Raw genomic sequence first — 18,402 nt, forward strand, 5'->3', positions numbered from 1 at the left:
GCGCTTATTTTTTGATCCAATTTTGAATGTTATGGTAACTGATATTGGCGACAAGCTGCTCTAAAACGGCCCGGTCATCGGGCAGTTTACCCTCCTCTGACCATGCCCCGATCAGGTTGCACAGGATGCGCCGGTAATAGTCATGCCGGACAAATGACAGGATGCTGCGCGAATCAGTCGTAAAGCCGATACTGGTGCTCAGCAGCCCATAGCTGCTCAGTGCAATCAATTGCTGGGTTATACCTTCCTGATGGTCATTGTACCACCATGCCGGGCCGAACTGAACTTTCCCCCGGACATGATCCTGCGAGAAAGAACCGGTGAGAGAGGCGAAAACCGCATTATCAGCCGGGTTCAGGGTGTAAAGGATTGTCTTTGGTAAAAGCTCAACCGTATCCAGCTCATCCAGAAAACGACTGATCGCGTGCACATTGACCGTATTTCCGATACTAGCATAGCCGCCAGCGGGTCCGAGCCGGTTGCGCAACCGGGTACTTGTAAAACGGTTGGCACCAATGTGCAGCTGCATTTTCCAGTCCCTGGCTGCGTATTGCTGCCCCAAAAAGACAAGCATATGGGATTGCAACCTTACCAAATCCGCTAAGGCGAGTACCCCATCTTGGATGAGTTGCATGAATAGCAGACTTGCCTCTGACTCGCTGGTTGAAATGAAATTGAACCCGGCATCAAGGGAATGATCCGAGAGCAGACAGCCTGCCTGGTCGAAAAAATCAAGTCGGTTGACAACTGCTTCTTTGTATGATTCCAGGTTATTGATTTTAATGCCTGTCTGGATCGCTAACTGGCCCATCCAATCTGGCTGGAACGAAACAATGCTATCGCCACGAAGCGAGGGTAAGCAGGTCACGCCTGTCTCCGTATGTGCCAGAGCCTGATGGTGTTCCAGACTATCGAGCAGATCATCCGATGTACATAGCAACTCTACGTTGAAACCTTTAAGAATGTCTAGCGCCCTGAACTTGTCTGTTGCCAGGAGCTCCTGACTGGCGTCCCATATGTGGCGAGCATTGGAGGTGTTCAAAAGCTGGTAAATGCCAAAGACCTGCTGCAATTCCATGCATGACCAGTGAAAAAGCGGGTTACCCACAGTATGCGTCAAACATTCGGCCCAAGCCAGGAACTTCTCATAATCGGTTGCCTCCTTTCCGGTAATCAGCGCCTCCGGAATGCCGTAAATGCGCATTGCCCGGTGCTTATAGGGATCATTTTGTACCCACAGCTGATAGATATTGTCAGCGCGCTGATTGGTCGCAAGTGGCTTGGGATCAACATGGTTATGAAAATCGATAATGGGCAGCCTGGAAGCCACTTCGTAAAAAAGCACCTTTCCGGTGGAATTGGTTAATAGCGAGTCTGGCTTAAACATACTTTTTACTTGATGTGGACCAATGATGCGTCAGCGATCAGGATCGGTGCGTCGTAAACAGGTATATTCATGAATGTCAACTTATTTCCGTCCTTTTTCCATTGCGATTGTGGTATTTCGTAAATGCTGCCCGTAATGATGTCCACATAAACCGGCTGGGTGATCTGCGCAGTCAAGAATGTAAACGTGATGTTTCTTAATCCATTGGTGTTCGCCGGAATGGCCTCGTCCGACCAGATTGTAAAAAGCTGCTTACGGGTTGTCGCATGTTCATATCCGTAAACAGAAATACTCCTGTCCGTACTTTTAGAGAATTTAATCTCGTCGGCAGCCGTTTTGGCATTGCTGTTGAAAGTCTGGTTCAGGTTTTTAAGGCGGATCAGCGTATCGTCAAAAATGGCAGCGATATGCTGCATAGCATAGTAAGCCATTTTAGGCCGAATGGCTCTTTTGGACGAATCAGATTCGATCAATCCCTTTACATTCAATTTCTTGATAGGCCCGGCTGTGACCGCATAATTCATATCGATGATACCCAGAATGCTCGATTCGATATCGTGGCCCAGGTCACCAAGCATTCTTCGGGTATTCCATTTGGCCTGCGACAGTTCAGTCCAGTCGTAATCGCCCAATGCTCCACGCCCGCCGCCGGAGAATGACGGCGAGCCATTTTCGCCCTGCCGTAATTTCACTAGTGGAGCGTATTTGTCAAGTACTCGTCTTAATTCGGCAACATGCCCGTAATTGGAGTCAGGATTGTAGACATAGTCGTGGTACGTCATGTTGTCAAAAAGGCCCATTTTGCCTTTTACATGAATATATTTAAAAAAAGCATCCGCGTACCTCAGGTCAATGTGCCCCATCGCCAGGCCCGAAATGCGCGCCCCGGGCTGTATCCTTTTAATGATTTCGGCCGTCCGGATGTTCAGGTCTGCGACTTTTTCGGGTGCATTGATTTCATTGTCGCCAAAGTTCGGCTCGTTCCAGACTTCCCAATCCCGCACTTTGCCTTTGTAACGCGTCACCAATGCGGCAACCCATTTGTCCCAGGCTTTCAATGCTTCTTCTGAGCTGGGAATACCTGCGCTCAAATTGATACCTCCACCTCCGGCGTACACCGGATTGCCGTAAGACGTTTCGAGCCAGGGCTGAAAACCACGACTGGCAGCATCGTCGATGATTTTATCCAGCCACGCCCAGTCGTATTGGCCTTTCACCCGTTCTGTTTTGGCCCATCCGGCCTGCATCCGGAGCCTTTTAATGCCCAGTGGGGCAATGTATTCCTTATACTGCTCATAATCGGCCATGTCCCGGTCGAGCGTTTCACAACCCAGTATCCAATTGGAACTAATGATCTCGTTGGTGCTTTTTGCCTTTACCTCTCCGATCTTTTTGAACGAAATTTGTGCGCCAACTGGCTGATTCTGTGCACGCAGCATGTTAGCTTGCGTACAGATGCTAACCAGGAAGAAGGCACTAATAATTTTAAAGTATTTCATCAAATCGAATTTAAAAACAATAAAGACAAGCCCTTACCTTACACTTTTACCGCTGCCACGTCGATAGAAAACGGCTGCCGCACCCAGACAGATTATTCCTGAGCCAATTGCCAAACGGCCACTGAGGTTACCGGCCGAGGGAACACCCATGAAAATAAACATGGTCCCTGTCACCAAAAACGCAAAGGCATACAACATCATTAGTCCGGTCATGACCGGGGACTCGTCGACATCACTCACTTTCGGCGCAGGTTTAGCCAGTTTTTTAAAGAACTCGACTACCCTGACATTGTACTCGCGGTCTCTGGAAAGTACCAAACCAGACCCGAGAAAGACGGTAATGCAGACGACAATCTCGATAAAGGTGGCCATTTCCCAACTGATCTGGGTATTGAGGTTCAGAGCAATCCCGGTAGCAATGCCGATCACCAAAGTTGCAATGGCACCCCAGGGTTGCGGCCGCCAGAAAACGATCCCCATGATTACGGGTATAATCATTGGAATAGAAAAAATGCCCGTCAGATACTGGTTGGCCTTAAATGCGCCTCCAAACTGGCCGACGTAAAGCGCGCCAAACGTAACGACCAGACCTACCGCTAATGTCATCAAGCGGGCAACCCAAAGTGTTTCCTTAGGACTGGCATGCTTGCGAAAAAGCCGCTGATAAATGTCGCGGGTAAGAACACTTGCCGTGACATTGTACTCGGCACTAAGTACGGACATTGTGGCAGCAAACATTGCCGAAAGCATGAGGCCCATAATCCCTTCCGGTAATAATTTGAGGCAAAGAGCCACATAGGCCATCTCAGGGTTTTCCAGCTCTGGCAGAATGACCCTCGCCGCTACGGCCGGGAACAGGAATATGACCGGGAAAACCAAAAAGAGCCCTGCGGAAAGCCAACCGATCTTTTTCCCGTCCTCCTCTGTTTTGGCACTATAAAACCTTTGAATGAATGTCCAGTTGCCGTTGTATTTGATGATGATCAGAATGTAATAGACGAAGACGAAGAACGGCGTTCCTTTTTTCCCATTCAAGAACTGCATATTATCCGGGATGACTTCCTGCATATGTGCTATCCCTCCGGCTGCATGATATGCAAGCGGCACCAGTATCAATGTTGAAAAGAACAAAATCACAAACTGGACGACATCCGTTACAATTACCGCCCAAAAGCCGCCGATCACGGTGTAAATGGCCACCACAAGCCCGCAGAAAATGACGGCAGTCTCAAAGGGTATTCCGGAAGCTGCGGTCACAAATATACCGATCGAATAAAGTTTGAGCATATCATCGAGCACTTTCAGCAACACGCCACTCCATGAGAATATCTGACGGATCGGTGCATTGAAACGCGTTTCCAGATACTCCACCGGACTGATAATCCCGGCTCTTTTCCAAAGTTTGGCATAGACGAAAACTGCCAGTATAGAAGGAAATATCGTGCTCCAAATGAGCGTGATAGCTACCAAACCATCAGAATACGCTATCCCGGCATAGGCGACAAAAACGAACGAACTGAATTTCGTCATGAAATTGCTGATCCCGCCAGCGAGCCACGAAATGCCGCTTCCGCCCTTGAAGTAATCGCCGATATTCTTGACGTACCTCCCCAGAAAAATGCCTATCCCCGACATTAAAACCATGTAAATGATGATGGTGATGTAGTCCAGGGTATGGAGTTTGTTCATGTTAGTTGGTTAAGGACCATTTAAATACTTAATATTTTAAATTGACCTGCGATTCGTCAATTTGTTATTTCTTAGTAACTTTAATAAGTTGCGTTTAAACTACACTACACTTATGTTGAAGGAACAGGTTATTAATCAAATAGATACCCTTTCGATCGAGGAGCTCATGTTAATATATGGCTACATCGAATTATTAAAAGGTCGCCCACAACTGCCTTCGGGAACGAACAAGGCGCATTTGCAAGTAAGAGAAGCCTTAGCTGTTCTGAAAAATGGCCTCTCAAATGACATTCTTGTTTCCCGGGAAGAAAGGATATGAATCTTTTCTTTGATACTTCGGCATTGGTTAAATATTATCTTCCAGAAGCGGGTTCGGATAAAGTTGACCAACTTATCGGCTCGACCGAAAATCACGTCTGGCTTAGTGAACTGCTCAAAACAGAATTCTATAGTGCCCTTTTTCGCCGCTTTCGTACCGGCGAACTTAGCGCTATCCAAATTCAAAGTGCAATAAACGGATTTGAAATTTCGATTCAGCAATTTCATATCCAGCCGCTTAATTCTCTTGTACTTCATGAGTCAGAAAAGTTATTAAAGACAGAAGGAAGAAAGTATCCGATTCGCACATTGGATGCGTTACATTTTTGTTCATTTCGTTTGCTGGCTGATTCTACATGGGCATTCGTCACAGCTGATACGCCTTTTGCGGGCTTCGTTTCAGGGTTGGGTTACCATGTTGTCAATCCCCTGACTTCTTAATGGAGTAATGCAGCTTCCGCAATTACCACCGGGTAATCCGGCACCGCTATGCTTTTAAAGGTCGTCTTTCCGTCTTTTACTGACCAGTTTTCTTTTGGGACCGCATAGGTCTTTCCCGAGATCAGGTCTGCTAGGACGGGCTCCTTGAATTCTCCCGTAACTGTAATGTCAGCCATTCGGGCGTTGTAATTTTCCGCTGGGCGGGCTTCGCCACTCCACAATGTAAGCAGGTTACTTCCTTTTTTGCTTTTATATTGGAACGCATACAGGTTTTCCTGATTGACCTCCGGATTACCTGGCTGCAACTCCAACTGATCGTCAAAAAGTGAAAACACGTGCTGAGCAGCTTTATAGGCCATTTTGGGTCGCTCGATGGTTTTGTCAGAATTGGTCTTGAGAATGCCTTTGGTATTGACACCCACCATATGATCACCAGCCGCATAGTGAATGTCGCTGATCGTGAACAGGTTGGTAGCGATCCCCCGGCCATGGTCGCCGAGCATCCTTCGCAAGTCCCACTTGGCTTGTGTCAGCTCCGTCCAATCCTGATCACGCAAGGCGCCGATCGTCACTTCCTTAGGCGTTGAAGGCGCCCCGTTTTCTCCCTGCATAAAAACAATGGAGGGCTTGTAACGCCAAACTAGCTCGCGAAGCTTTTCTATTTTTGGGTAAGATTCATCTGGATTGTAGGCGTAGCCGTGATAGGTAAGCAGATCGATGTATTGCAGACTGTCGTTCTCTTTCAGGTAGTCCATAAATTCCTTCATGAAATCAAGGCGTGTAACGCTCGCCATTCCAAGCGCAATCAACTTGGCTTTTGGCTGGACAGATTTAACGATCCTGGCCGTACGAAGGTAAAAAGCACCGATTTCGCGACCGGTATGCGTTGGGTTCAGGTCTGGCTCATTCCAAATTTCCCATTCAGGAACCTGATCTTTATAGCGTGTTACAATGGCGCGCACCCAATTGTCCCACGCCTGCAATGCCTCCGGCGATGTTGGAATGTGCCCGGCCAACCTGGCATCCCCTCCTCCCTCGTAAATTGGATTACCATATGAAAGCTCCACCCACGGAAAGACCCCGCGCGATGCCGCATCCGGGATCACGGCGTCCAGCCATTTAAAATCATAAACTCCTTTGATCTTCTCACACTTGGACCAACCTCCCTGCAATCGTATACGCTTCGCGCCCAGTGGGCCGAGGTAGGTTTTATAAGATTGATAATCGGTATAATCCCGGTCGAGCGTCTCTCCGCCGATAGACCAGCTACTTTTCCCGATCTGTTTCGCATCCCGCGTTTTAAGTTGCCCAATAACTTTCCATGGGTACAATGGCGTTGGTTCGCTACCGTCGACGGAGGCCATAAAAACGCTTCTGGTGCCATCCGATAAACCATTAAAAACGACATATTTCCCGGTATTGTCCCAAGCCGGATGCGCGTCGATACGGAACTCGCCCTCCGCTTTGGAAAGAAAAATACCGGCCAGTTTCTCTTCGATGCCCGTTTCTGTGTTGAGCAGACGAATGGGCACCGTTCCGTCGCCGGCGGTTACCATTTCGCCCGGGTAGGCATCCGTGACGATGAGTGGCAAGCCTTTCGGGTGATAGGAAGGGTGACCCGAACCCGGCTGAAAGACCGTTTTTAAGTCGGTGCCGTCGTAGCGGGCAGTGATCAGTTCCAAGCCAGGCTTACCACCGAGTTCGAGGTTCATTGAGATATGATCGCCGTCCGGCATCCAGTTTACATGATGCCCGCCTTTTGCCCATTGATCGGGTGTAACGGCGGTTTTCAAGTCCGAGCCGTCGGCTTTCATAGTGATCACCGCTCTCTTCCTGGCTCCGCCTCCTACCGGCGACCATTGAACTGTGGTCAACAGCCGCGTTCCCTGGGGGTTCCATTTAACTTGAAAACAATAATATTCGAAGTCTTGCGGATTGGAAATGGCTATGGAAGGAACCGACCTGTCATAAATATCCTGGATCGAAACCAGCAGTTTTGACTTACCCGAGTCTGTATCGGTGATGAAAACCCCGTCATCATTTGGAATTCCGACATTTCGGGCGGCTAGCTCTTTTGGAATAATCACCCCATATCCGATCTGCGCGTACCTGGATTTGATCAGATTGTGACTGGCCAGCTTTTTCCCGTCGCGGGAGACCATGAATACCGTTCCGTCCAGCCGCCGGGACACTCCTGTGAGCGGATTCAGTTTGACGGCGAACGCTTTCCAGCTGCTTATATCAACATCATTGAAATACAATTCCTGATCGCTCGCGCCCCATTGCACCTGGGCTCCCAACTGCATTTCCCAACCCCGCGAGGTAGTCACAACGCGCTCAACGCCGGATTGAAGGTCAACCAGCACCACCTCACCAGCATCTCCAGGGGCTGGCGTATGATCCTCATAAGGCATGCGGAACAGCGCCATGTATTTCCCGGATGGGCTAATGGGGGAGGTGTCAAAAAAACGATGGATGATCCTGCTAGAGGCAATTTTCACGACGCCATTGCCTGCTTTTAAGTCTGACATTTGAGCCAGGCTGTCGCATATATTTGCCATGGGAAATATTGCCGTCATGATCAGCAACTTGATGTATGAGAATTTCATTTGCTATCTTTTATTGTTTTTGAACAGCATTAATATCCCGGGTTCTGAGTCAGCGTTTTATTCAGTTCAAGCTCGCGCAATGGGACTGGATAGAGCGTTTGGAACGATTTGGCCGGGTAACCCTTTTCGGTCATGACCGGTACGAACCTGTCTGTCCTTTTCAGATCGAACCAGCGCTGGCTTTCGAATGCGAATTCTACGCGGCGTTCTTTTTCCAAAGCGAGCCGTACGTCTGCTTGTGTGGTTACTGTCAGCGCGGTCAACCCTACCCGCTTGCGTATTTGGTTGATCCATGGCAGCGCGGCAGCGGTTTGTGCTTGCTCGTTCAAAGCTTCGGCATACATTAGCAGTACGTCGGCATAACGCAGGATGGGATAATCCACGTCCGATTCTCCACGAATGATGCCTGTCTGCTTAAACTTGATCGGGTAAGCCTCGTTAATGACCGTGCCGGTTGTATTTGCATAGGATGTGGCAATCGAGGCATTTTTTCGTACATCGCCTGCCTCGTATGCAGCGATCAGATCGGCTGTTGGCTTATTCACCCCATCACCGGGCCCGCCCGTCACTCCGAAGTCGGGCGATACTGCGCCAAAAGGTGTCCACAGGGTGTAAAAACCTCCTCCCTGACCGATCTGGCCTGTTTTATTCTGGACTGCCAGGATTACCTCTTTGTTGTTGGCAAAAGATGTGGACGCTGCAAAAACGTCTGTGTAGTTGAGCAAAAGAGAATACACATTGGCGTCCACTACTTCTTTCAGCTTGGCAGCTGCCGGCGTATATTTTTTCTGGGTTAATAATACTTTTCCGAGCAAGGTTTTGGCGGCCCATTTGGACGCCCTGCCAGCATTAGCCGCGGTGATCGTAGTTGGCAGCTTTTCTTCGGCCGCAGCCAGATCGCTTTCAATGAGCGCGTAAACCTCGGTGCCTGGCGAGCGGGCTATGTTCGCAGTAGCGTAGGGATCATTGATCTCGCTGGTGACCAACTGAGTATCACCAAAAAGGCGAACCAGGTTAAAGTAGAAGAATGCGCGCAGAAAACGCGCTTCTCCCTCATATTGGCTTTTTAGTATTGGGTCAATATTTGCTTCACCAATGCGGTCCAGGATCGCATTCGCACGGCCGATTCCCTGATAATGTCCCAGCCATGCATCGCGGAAATAAGTGTTTGACAGTGAATAGTTAAGGTCGTCGATTTCAAAGCCAATGGCGCTGACCGGCGTGCGGGTGTAGCCATACTCAGTGTTGTCGGTGGATACTTCCCCCAGCCAGATGAGCGAGCCGCCGCCTGTTCCGTACAGACCGGCATGCTTGAATGTGGCATAAGTACCGACCACGGCGGTATTGTAGTCAGCTGCGGTTTTGTAGAAATTGGCCACGGTACGCTCTGTTTCAGGCAGAACCGAGAGGAAATCGCTGCATGCGCTCAGCCAGAAAGCTAGCATGGAGAAGCATATCATTTTTGTTTTCATGATGATGGTTTCAGAATGAGAGATTGATACCGAGTGTGTAGGAACGTGCAATCGGATAGTTACCAAAGTCCGAACGGGACGCCAGCAGGTTATCATTGGACACACTCACTTCCGGGTCATAACCGCGGTAGCCTGTAAAGGTCAACAGGTTGGTTCCGGTCGCATATACACGAACGTTTTGTAGACCGATACGCTGGGTCAGCTTTTGTGGCAGCGTGTAGGCCAGTGTAGCGGTGCGGATCCGCAGATATGAACCATTAAAGAGGTATTGAGAACCGTAAACCGTGTTGGTGTTCTTGCCACCTCGGATCGTTCTGCCAATCCGGCCGTCGCCTGGCTGCTCAGGAGAAATCCAGCGATTGTCGTAGACATATTTGGTATTGTTCTGTACACCGGCATTGTTGATCATGAAGGTTCCGTCGTAGATCTGGTAGCCGATCATGCCATTCGTAGCGATGTCCAGGCTCACATTTTTGTAGGAAAATGTATTGTTGAAGCCAAAGAAATACTTGGCATGCGGGCTGCCGATTACCTCCCGGTCATTGTCATTAATTACGCCGTTTCCGTCAATATCCTTCCACTTTACGTCGCCTGCTTTGGCAAGGGGCTGAGCCTTGTATTCAGCGACTTCCTGATCGCTCTGAAAAATGCCAAGCTGCCGCCTACCGAAGAAAACGCCAATCGGGCTGCCTACTTGTGTGACGTGGGTGTTGGCAACCTGCCCGTTTGCCGTACTGAAAATCCGTTCAGCGTCTGTGCTCATGGCCAGCACTTTATTACGGTTGAAGGTAATATTAGCATTGGTCATCCATTTGAACGCACCTGTTGTGTTACGGGTCGTTAGCGCAAGTTCAAGGCCTTTGTTCTGTACTTCACCCAAGTTTACAACGGCATTGGTCAGTCCGGTCGCGCCTGGTGTCGAAATGTTGAAAAGCATGTTTGTATTGCGCTTATCGTACACGTCGGCAGTCAGATTGATCCTGCTATCCAATATAGAAAGGTCAAGTCCCAAATCAAGCTGTTTCATCGATTCCCAGCCGAGCTGCGCGTTGTTAAAAGAGCTGCGCGCGAGTCCGGGCGTGAGGGCATCGCCAATGATGTAATGGGCGTTGGTGAGCTGGCCGATAGCGCGGTAATTTCCAATGGCGTTGTTACCGGTCAACCCATAGCTCGCCCTGAATTTGAGGTCGTTGACAAACCGCTGCGATTTCATAAAAGCCTCTTCAGATACGCGCCAGCCTACGGAAGCGGATGGAAAAGTACCCCAGCGGTTGCTCTCCCCAAAACGTGAGGAGCCGTCGCGGCGAAGTGTGGCCGTAATCAGGTACCTGTCGTTGAAGGTATAGTTGGCCCTGGCAAGTAGCGATAGGATCGTATAATCCTGAATGCTTTCTGTTCCGCTATTGACAGTCCCGCCATTGATATTGGTGATCAGATTATCCGGAAAATTGATGGCGTTTGCAGTAATGGCATCGCTCGTTTCACGCTGGGCGGTGAAGCCGCCAACCAGGTCAATGGTGTGCTTACCAAAAATCTTTTTGTAGCTTAATGTATTCTCATTGAGCCAATTGACGCTTTCTGATCTTGTAGCAGTTGCCGACGCTATGCCGATCGGCGCCGAAGTACTTAGTGTAGACGGAACCCATACCTGGTTTTTGAAATAATTTAAATCAGCACCAAAAGTGGTACGAAACTTGATATCGGCTGAAATGGCAAACTCGGCATACGCATTTCCCAGCAACCTGAATTGAGAAGATGGATTTTTGTATTCATTAGCAATTTTAACCGGGCTTTGAAAACCAGCTGAGCCTTCGGGAGCAGGGATTTCGTTTCCGTAAGAGCCGTCGGCACGGTATACGGGCACATGTGGTGAAATTCCCATGGCCGTTTGGATGATCCCGAAGCCACCGTAGTGCCCCGAGAAAGGCAGGTTGTCCAGTGATGTGAAGCTGGGCAGCAGACTCACCCCTACCGAAAGCCGCTTTGAGACTTTGGCGTCCACATTGGCCCGGAAGCTATACCGCTTCAAACCGGTGTTGACAATAATTCCTTTTTGATCAAAATACCCCGCTGATATGGCGTAGCGTACGTTTTCACTACCTCCCTGCGCTGCCACTTGAAAATTCCGGATAGGCGCGCTGCGAAAAATCTCATCCTGCCAGTCTGTCCCTGCGCCTAGCGACGCGGGATTTTGTAAATCTACCGGAATACGGAATGTAGCAGGGCGTGCGCTGTTCGGGTCCGTAATTTTACCGGTCAAGACATTGTCTAAATAACCGTTATTGCGGCCGTCGATCGTAAAACGCGCGAATTCCTCTGCATTCATCATATCGATCTTGTGCCCCAGTTGCTGAACACCCGCATACGCATCCACCTGGATTTGCGCCTTGCCTGACTTGCCGCGTTTGGTAGTTACAATGATGACGCCATTAGAGCCTCTCGAACCATAAATGGCTGTTGCAGAAGCATCTTTCAGCACGTCGATGCTTTCAATGTCGTTCGGGTTGATGGTGTTCAATGGATTTCCTACCCCTGCTCCCGAAATCGGGAAACCGTCAATGACAAAAAGCGGCTCATTCCCTCCCGATATAGACCCAATCCCACGGATCAGAATATTGGTATTGCCGCCGGGCGCGCCTGACGAACTTGATATCTGCAATCCCGCTACCTGCCCTTGCAAAGCCTGATCGAAGCCTGAAACGGGTGTTTTCACAATATCCTTAGCCGAAATCGATGATATAGCGCCGGTCAAGTCTTTTTTCTGTTGCGTGCCATACCCTACTACGACCACTTCGCTGAGAGACTTATTGTCCTCTGCCAGCGTGACGTCAATCTGCGTGCGACCGGCAACATTGATTTCCTGGCTGACATATCCTACATAGGAGAAAACCAGCGTAGACGAAAGCCCTGAGGCCTCAATCGAATAAGCTCCGTCGGCATTTGAAGAAGTGCCCTTTTGCGTCCCTTTTAATACGATACTCACTCCCGGTAGCTTGGTACCGCTCTCGTCGGCAATTTTGCCCGTTATCGTTTGGGCAAAAACAGAACCTGTCCACAGCAGCATGCACACACAAAGCCACCGGGCCGACTTGCTGATAAAGATTGTTTCCATTGGATTACTTTGTTTATATACTTCAACAATGATGAATAATACTTTCACATTGCAATAATAATAAACAAACCAATCAAGGCAACATTTTTAGTATAATAAATTTATTTTAATTAAAATTTTCAAGAGACGATAGTCACATTATAGGTCAAATATCCATGTAATACACAGTTAATCAACGAATTAATCTTCATTTCGAAGAAATAATCTAAAGTGTTTGTTTTCACAAAAATAGTAACGAACGTTGTGTCAACCACATCTATTTCCTAAATTTACTCTCATAATGATAAAGTATGGTACAGGTAATTATTAAGGCGCTGGACATTCTGGAATTGGTTGCGCAACGCAGCGGGCAAGCTGTGACGCTTACAGAGATCTCGCACGAGTTGCAGCTCAATCAGGCAACCGCGTCCAACATCATCAATACGATGATTACCAAGGGGTATCTGGAACACGTGGGCAAAAAGAAGGGGTACCGGCTGGGACTTGCTGCTTACCGGCTCACCAACGAGGTGAACTACGAGCAAGACCTGGTTAGTGCCGCTCGCGAAACGATGAGTCAGCTGACAGCTCAGCTGAATGAGTCGTGCCTGCTAGGTGTTTTAAGAAATCAAAAGAGGTATATCCTGCATGCCGTGCATTCCACGCAAGACATACAGGTACAGATCCGTTCGGAGCGCAATGTATATGAAACGGCCAGTGGACGGCTGCTACTTGCCTACCTGCCTGAGAAGGAGTTGGAACGTTTGATTCTGCGCAACGGGCTGCCTGATCCCGAACTCTGGGAAGGTGCTGCAACCAAAATGTCCCTCCTCGAAGCGCTGATCAATATCCGGCGGGAAGGCATTTGCACGACACATTTGAAAAACACGCAGGTGCGGGGCTTTGCTGTGCCGATATTTGCCAATGCAGTGGTCGCAGCGGGATTAAGCGTTTTTCTGCCGGAATACCGTTGCTCGGCAGCCCGGCAAAAAGAAATTATCCTGGCGCTGCGCGACGCGGCGATGCAGATCAGCCAGAAACTTGGCTAATGCCCGGCACCTTTTTTGTTGGGCATTAGCCATTATTGCGGAAGTGATTTGCCTTCACATTCTTCATTACCAGTTCAACCGTTTCTTCTATTCGTTTTTGTTTTGTCTCTGGTCGCTTCAGCATGAAGCTTCATCCACCGCGTTTGTGTAGTTAACGCTTGGTTTCCCACTCTCTTTTTTATAGATAATGAGCCAAACAGATTTCTCTGATTGGTGATTTTCCTTTAACCATTTCCGCGATTCCTCTTGTGACTTGGCATAGAAAGTATGTACGCCGTCTTTTAATTCCATGATTGCCAACTCAAAGTTTTGGCTCCCAGCCCTTTTCGTAATCGCGGCTCCAAAGCTTCTAGGCTTCTTCGTCTCCCACAATATGCCCATTGGACGGATCGAGGAGCCTGGATGTATCAGGTCCGTTTCTTGCTGCTAGTAAAACTATCAATGTTTTTAGTGTGATAGGAGTCCAAATTTTTAAGTGTCTGAATTAACAATTCTCGTTGTTCAATGTTCAGTTCAGCCATTACATCCGGGATTTTGGAAAAACCGATGAAGATATTATAAAGCTTTTGTCTGCCATTCTCGGTAAGGGAAACCAACTTTTGCCTTTTGTCGTCTTGGTTTATCTTTTCCGAGACCAGGCCTTGATTTACTAAACGCTTGATAATTTCGATGCCCGTAGTGGAATCGATCATATTTGCATCGATAGCCTCTTTCTTCGAGCAGGACTTTCTATAGTCGATATGCGCAAGAATCGCAAAATCGTCTTGACTTGCCAATTCATTTTCCAAGAGTACGGGTTTTGTGTAGTATCGGATGAATTTACTTAACCTCCATACAAGAAAAGCCGCATCTGAACTCTTATACGCATAATGATGCGCTTCCGAATTTTTATCAAAGTAGACTTCCAAATCCGCTTCTTCATTCTTTTCTTCGACTTTGCCCTTTGCCAATAGCCAAAACGCAAAATCTGTGATATCCGCTTTCTTGCTGATAGTGAGATAGTTTTCCCATTCAATGATGAGCGGTAAGTATGAATTTTTTACTTCCATCATTTATTTATAACTAAATTGTTGTAAATATAAAACTAAATTGTTTTATATTTACTGCATGAATGACAGCGGGTCTCAGCTTTCTGACCTTCTAAAAATTCAAAGTAATCACTATTGACTTCATAATAGCCCTCATTTAGACATAACTTATTATATCCAGTTAAAAACAATAGTCCGTCGACAAATGGAAAAGTCAGTCGCTGAAAGGTCAAATCTTCAAAGTCCTCCAAAAAAATTAAAATGGTGGCATTGTGTAATGATATTTTTTGTAGCAAATATCATTTCGTTCATTCCGGCAGGATATAATGGCGACGAAGCCTTTTACAATAATTTCAGTCAGCCAAGTGTGGCACCTCCAGACTGGCTATTCGCACCCATGTGGCTGTTTCTTAATATTACATCCCTGATTGGCCTCTACACCATTTCAAACTTACCCGCAAACACAAAAAACCGGCGTTCGATCATTTTGCTGGAATACATTGCCTGGATTTTATTTGCCATTTTCACATTCCTCTACTTTTACCTAAAGAGCCCGATACTTGGAGCTGTCGACACGCTCCTGGGCTTACTAGTGGTTGTACTTGTTACAATGATGAGTTATCCAATATCAAAAAAATCATTCTGGTGCTTTTTACCGAGATTGCTTTGGCTGATTTTGGCTGGATATGTTTCGGTCTGGGTTGCATTAAATAATCAAGATATTTTCCTTAGCATTGGTCCTTTCTTAAAATAGATTGCTTAGTCATCGAAACAGCAATTATCTCTATTATTTTACTTCGGCGTTTCAGGAGGTTCTCTCCAATTGATCTTATCTCATTTTTGGGGCCGGAAGTTAAAATCCCGGACGTCTACCAAACCCTTGGATTCCTTCTTCCATTTCGCCCGCTATATGATGCTAAAAATCCTCGACACTAAAAAGGCCCGCGGAGCCCACACCAACTACTCTCAGAAAGCTGCGTCTTGATTCTTCTGATGCTTTTCTGTGTTGGGACTGGTCCAAGAGGTTTTTTATATCATGCATGATAGGATCTGGTTAAGTGTTGATGGTAATGTTAAATATTTAAAGATCATTTAAGCAACCACCTAAATGTCTTCAGCTGCTGCTGATTGAATGTCGCCCTTAGCGCCTCACCCGCCGAAGAAAGCCTTTTTTCATCGGTTTCAATGTGCGTAGTCTGCCATATCGCCCGGACGGGCCTTTGAAGCGTGATGCGGGCATTAGCAGGTTTGCTGCTCATATTCCAGAACCGGGTGATCAGTCCGTTTTCAATGCCGCCTTCGGCAGGTTTTACGCTCCATAGCAACATATTTGGATTATCAAGTGAGAGCAGTGAAAATGTGAGATCGTCACTGGCCGAATTGGTACCTGTAATGATCGCCGCCTTCAACGGATTTTGGTGTTCGAGCGAAAACTTCATGGCAGTAAGCGGATCAAATTCTTTCTGGTGCGCCTGGATCGCGAATTGGTAGAGGAAGTCCTTTTGGCCAAACTGGTCTGGAATGCCCAGCATGGCCGTATCTTTAAGTGAATCCGTGCGCCCGCCGGCAAGGGCATGAAGCTGTGAAGATGTTGCATCAAGCGAATCGGGCGTGCTGTTACCTAGCTTAAAGAAGCTGCAATCCACATTTGATAAACTAACCCCGTAATTTTTCTCACTCATGTCGGCAAAGTGGTTAAATGTAAGCCAATCGTATCGCGCATTCTGGCTTGCGTAATGGCCACCATTATCGTCGGTTTTGACCGTTAATACTGATCCAAGCTCTTCGTGGCGGGTGGTAGGCTGCTGCATATCAAAGGAAAAAGCCCAGGTTTTGAGATCTTTATAATTGGCCTGAATGCTATCTTCTATCTCAATTCTGGGGCTGTCTTTAAACAGGGTCACTCGCACTGTATGTGGGAGCGGATTACCCGATATCGCTTTCCAGGTTACCGATACCGGCCCTGCGTTTTCGATCACCAGCGGACTACCCTCGTCAATACCCGTCGATCCCAGATCGTTGAGGTATTTACCATCGATGGCTTTCACTAACTGACGGCTGTTTGCAAGACTGTCTATCAGCTCGGTAATCACACCCGACTTCCGCAGGCGGATCCGGTAACGCGTGTTTTTGAGGTAATCGCCTGAGAGCGTTGCAGCTGCCGGAAAGCGCTGGCCTGTCCCCTTCCTGATCTCAAATACCTTATACCCAACTGATGGAATATTTTCGGCGCGGATGCGTAAATATTTCCTGCCGCCTTTGATCATCAACTGGCTGGGCACTTCTTTGTTGCTTTGAAGGTCAACCACCTGAACAGGGAATGCTCCGTCGTATAACAGATCGGCGACGTCATGACGAACCCAGTTCAATGGATTGAATACATAAAAACGTGGATTGGCTGATTGCCTGAGCTGCTTACCCAGTGCTTGCGCGGCCTGATTGAAGAGGGAATCCGTGTAAGCTGTAATGCGTTGCTGTATTTTGATTTGCCATTGAGCCCGCTCCTTTTGCGAAACAGGTCCATCGGCGGTCCAGTCGTGCTCCCAATAGAGTCCGAAGGACTCCCAGGCTGTATTTTTGGCATTATTCAGGTTTTCACCAAAGTGCTTGTCGCGGATTGAAACAATGGAAGCCATTGCCTCGGCAGTGCGCAGTTTTTCGGTCGCGCGCCTGACTCGGGCCGTCGTTTCGTTCATAGAAACGCTGTATGTGTCCCATTCATTTCCATAGCTCAGCGATTCGGAAGGCAGCTTGGGATAATGCTTATTGATATCTTCGAAAAAGTCTTCCTCATTGGATACCCGTACTTTCGCTTGGGCCGTTGTGCTCTTTTTAGCCGCATTGATAAACTGCGGCGACACATAAGTGGCCAGGTCGTCCCAGCCATATCCGAATGCTCCTGCCGCATCGAACGGGTATTTCGCCTTGCCTGCTGCTGAATCACCCATGGCTGAGAGGAGCTTAATGCTATGCAGCAGGTCGTTATCGATGTTTTTAGGCTTTTTGTCCAGCCTTGCTTCGGCGTATCCGCCCAGCGATGTATTGCTTCCCGTGAGGTTGTACCATTTCATGATCACCGCAGACCCATCCAAGCCGGTGTAGTTGTATAATTGATGTTTTCTACCGGTAAAACTGCTTTTGAGCATGCGGCTGGCACATCCGCAAATGCCTTTCCAGCTGTATTTCGCACCGGAACCTGCCCATAAAGCACTCAATCCAAGCGGCATGGTTTGGTTTTCCATACATACGGCCAATGGAAAACGAACCCCAAAGCTGCGCTCCATCATACCTGCATCGAACATTCCGCGAATTACTGCTTCCGTCGGCTGGGCGCCGTAAGTGCTCACCAGCGAATTGAGCGGCACACTAATGTGACGGGAGCGGATTGCACTGACGAGCCGGTCAAATTGCGAAGGAGAGCGGTACTTTTTATATGCATTAACCCAAAAGCTGCCATCACAATTAAATCTTGCCTGATAATCCTCAGGCTCATTTTTACTGGAATCGATCTGATCTAAATAATAATCCAGCATATGTACGAATGCAGAATCGTATTGGGCTTCATTACCTGTCCACATGTAGTCAGTATGATCGTCATTGGCAATGTAAAGTCGCTTGGAGACCTGCTGGGCCCTGGTTTGACCGCAGAATAACAATACAACTACGCCAAGTATAAAAACCCTCATTTCTGGATCCGGAAAAAATGTGCTAAGATTATTGAACTTCCGTGACCTTACCACCCACCGTGAATGTCTCGCCTACGACCAGCATCTCCTAATATGCCATGAAATTGAATAGAATGATGTCGTGCAAAACAGA

The 18,402-nt window shown here is 47.9% G+C and carries 13 protein-coding genes; 4 read left to right on the forward strand and 9 right to left on the reverse strand.

The annotated features are described in order from the left end of the window. Positions 1-4: 4 nt before the first annotated feature. Genes uxaC through FHS68_RS18590 form a run of 3 tightly spaced genes read right to left on the reverse strand, consistent with a single transcriptional unit; the run spans position 5 to position 4,575 of the window. Positions 5-1,387, reverse strand: a complete 1,383-nt coding sequence (gene uxaC, locus FHS68_RS18580; protein WP_167273058.1) for a glucuronate isomerase — start codon at positions 1,385-1,387, stop codon at positions 5-7. Between the two features lie 5 nt (positions 1,388-1,392). After that, positions 1,393-2,886, reverse strand: coding sequence for a GH39 family glycosyl hydrolase (locus FHS68_RS18585; RefSeq protein ID WP_167273061.1), 1,494 nt, complete (start codon positions 2,884-2,886; stop codon positions 1,393-1,395). 33 nt (positions 2,887-2,919) lie between these two features. Further along, positions 2,920-4,575: a sodium:solute symporter family protein gene (locus FHS68_RS18590; protein ID WP_167273063.1), complete on the reverse strand. Its 1,656-nt coding sequence runs from the start codon at positions 4,573-4,575 to the stop codon at positions 2,920-2,922. Positions 4,576-4,687: 112 nt separating this feature from the next. Between FHS68_RS18590 and FHS68_RS18595 the strand changes: the two genes are divergently transcribed. Both FHS68_RS18595 and FHS68_RS18600 read left to right on the forward strand, forming a co-directional pair. Next, positions 4,688-4,894, forward strand: a complete 207-nt coding sequence (locus FHS68_RS18595) for a hypothetical protein (RefSeq protein WP_167273066.1) — start codon at positions 4,688-4,690, stop codon at positions 4,892-4,894. Next, positions 4,891-5,334, forward strand: a complete 444-nt coding sequence (locus FHS68_RS18600) for a type II toxin-antitoxin system VapC family toxin (protein WP_167273069.1) — start codon at positions 4,891-4,893, stop codon at positions 5,332-5,334. The genes FHS68_RS18595 and FHS68_RS18600 overlap by 4 nt, the downstream gene beginning before the upstream one ends. On the opposite strand, the gene FHS68_RS26475 is transcribed toward FHS68_RS18600, so the two are convergent. Genes FHS68_RS26475 through FHS68_RS18615 form a run of 3 tightly spaced genes read right to left on the reverse strand, consistent with a single transcriptional unit; the run spans position 5,331 to position 12,527 of the window. After that, positions 5,331-7,943: a GH39 family glycosyl hydrolase gene (locus tag FHS68_RS26475; RefSeq protein WP_229211955.1), complete on the reverse strand. Its 2,613-nt coding sequence runs from the start codon at positions 7,941-7,943 to the stop codon at positions 5,331-5,333. The genes FHS68_RS18600 and FHS68_RS26475 overlap by 4 nt on opposite strands. A gap of 29 nt (positions 7,944-7,972) precedes the next feature. After that, the gene (locus tag FHS68_RS18610; RefSeq protein WP_167273071.1) at positions 7,973-9,415 is read right to left on the reverse strand and encodes a RagB/SusD family nutrient uptake outer membrane protein; all 1,443 of its coding nucleotides are present in this window, start codon (positions 9,413-9,415) and stop codon (positions 7,973-7,975) included. A 10-nt stretch (positions 9,416-9,425) separates the two neighbouring features. Then, positions 9,426-12,527: a SusC/RagA family TonB-linked outer membrane protein gene (locus FHS68_RS18615; protein ID WP_167273074.1), complete on the reverse strand. Its 3,102-nt coding sequence runs from the start codon at positions 12,525-12,527 to the stop codon at positions 9,426-9,428. 290 nt (positions 12,528-12,817) lie between these two features. Here FHS68_RS18615 and FHS68_RS18620 point away from each other — a divergent pair, with 290 nt between their 5' ends. Beyond that, positions 12,818-13,555: an IclR family transcriptional regulator gene (locus FHS68_RS18620; RefSeq protein WP_167273076.1), complete on the forward strand. Its 738-nt coding sequence runs from the start codon at positions 12,818-12,820 to the stop codon at positions 13,553-13,555. 117 nt (positions 13,556-13,672) lie between these two features. Here the strand turns inward: FHS68_RS18620 and FHS68_RS26905 are convergent, their stop codons facing one another. Together FHS68_RS26905 and FHS68_RS18625 are read right to left on the reverse strand one after the other, a co-directional pair. Further along, on the reverse strand, positions 13,673-13,936 hold the full coding sequence (locus tag FHS68_RS26905; RefSeq protein WP_510185965.1) for a hypothetical protein: 264 nt from the start codon (positions 13,934-13,936) through the stop codon (positions 13,673-13,675). Between the two features lie 26 nt (positions 13,937-13,962). Next, entirely contained in the window at positions 13,963-14,607 is a 645-nt protein-coding gene (locus tag FHS68_RS18625) for a MarR family winged helix-turn-helix transcriptional regulator (protein ID WP_167273078.1), read from the reverse strand. 253 nt (positions 14,608-14,860) lie between these two features. Here FHS68_RS18625 and FHS68_RS18630 point away from each other — a divergent pair, with 253 nt between their 5' ends. Continuing rightward, complete coding sequence (locus tag FHS68_RS18630; protein WP_167273081.1) at positions 14,861-15,337, forward strand: tryptophan-rich sensory protein; 477 nt, start codon at positions 14,861-14,863, stop codon at positions 15,335-15,337. Positions 15,338-15,671: 334 nt separating this feature from the next. Here FHS68_RS18630 and FHS68_RS18635 read toward each other — a convergent pair whose 3' ends face one another. Then, a complete protein-coding gene (locus FHS68_RS18635; RefSeq protein ID WP_167273083.1) occupies positions 15,672-18,269 on the reverse strand; it encodes a glycosyl hydrolase-related protein in 2,598 nt (865 codons plus the stop codon). Between the last annotated feature and the right edge of the window lie 133 nt (positions 18,270-18,402).

The organism is Dyadobacter arcticus (genome assembly GCF_011762185.1).
In the GTDB taxonomy this organism is placed as follows: Bacteria; Bacteroidota; Bacteroidia; order Cytophagales; family Spirosomataceae; genus Dyadobacter; species Dyadobacter arcticus.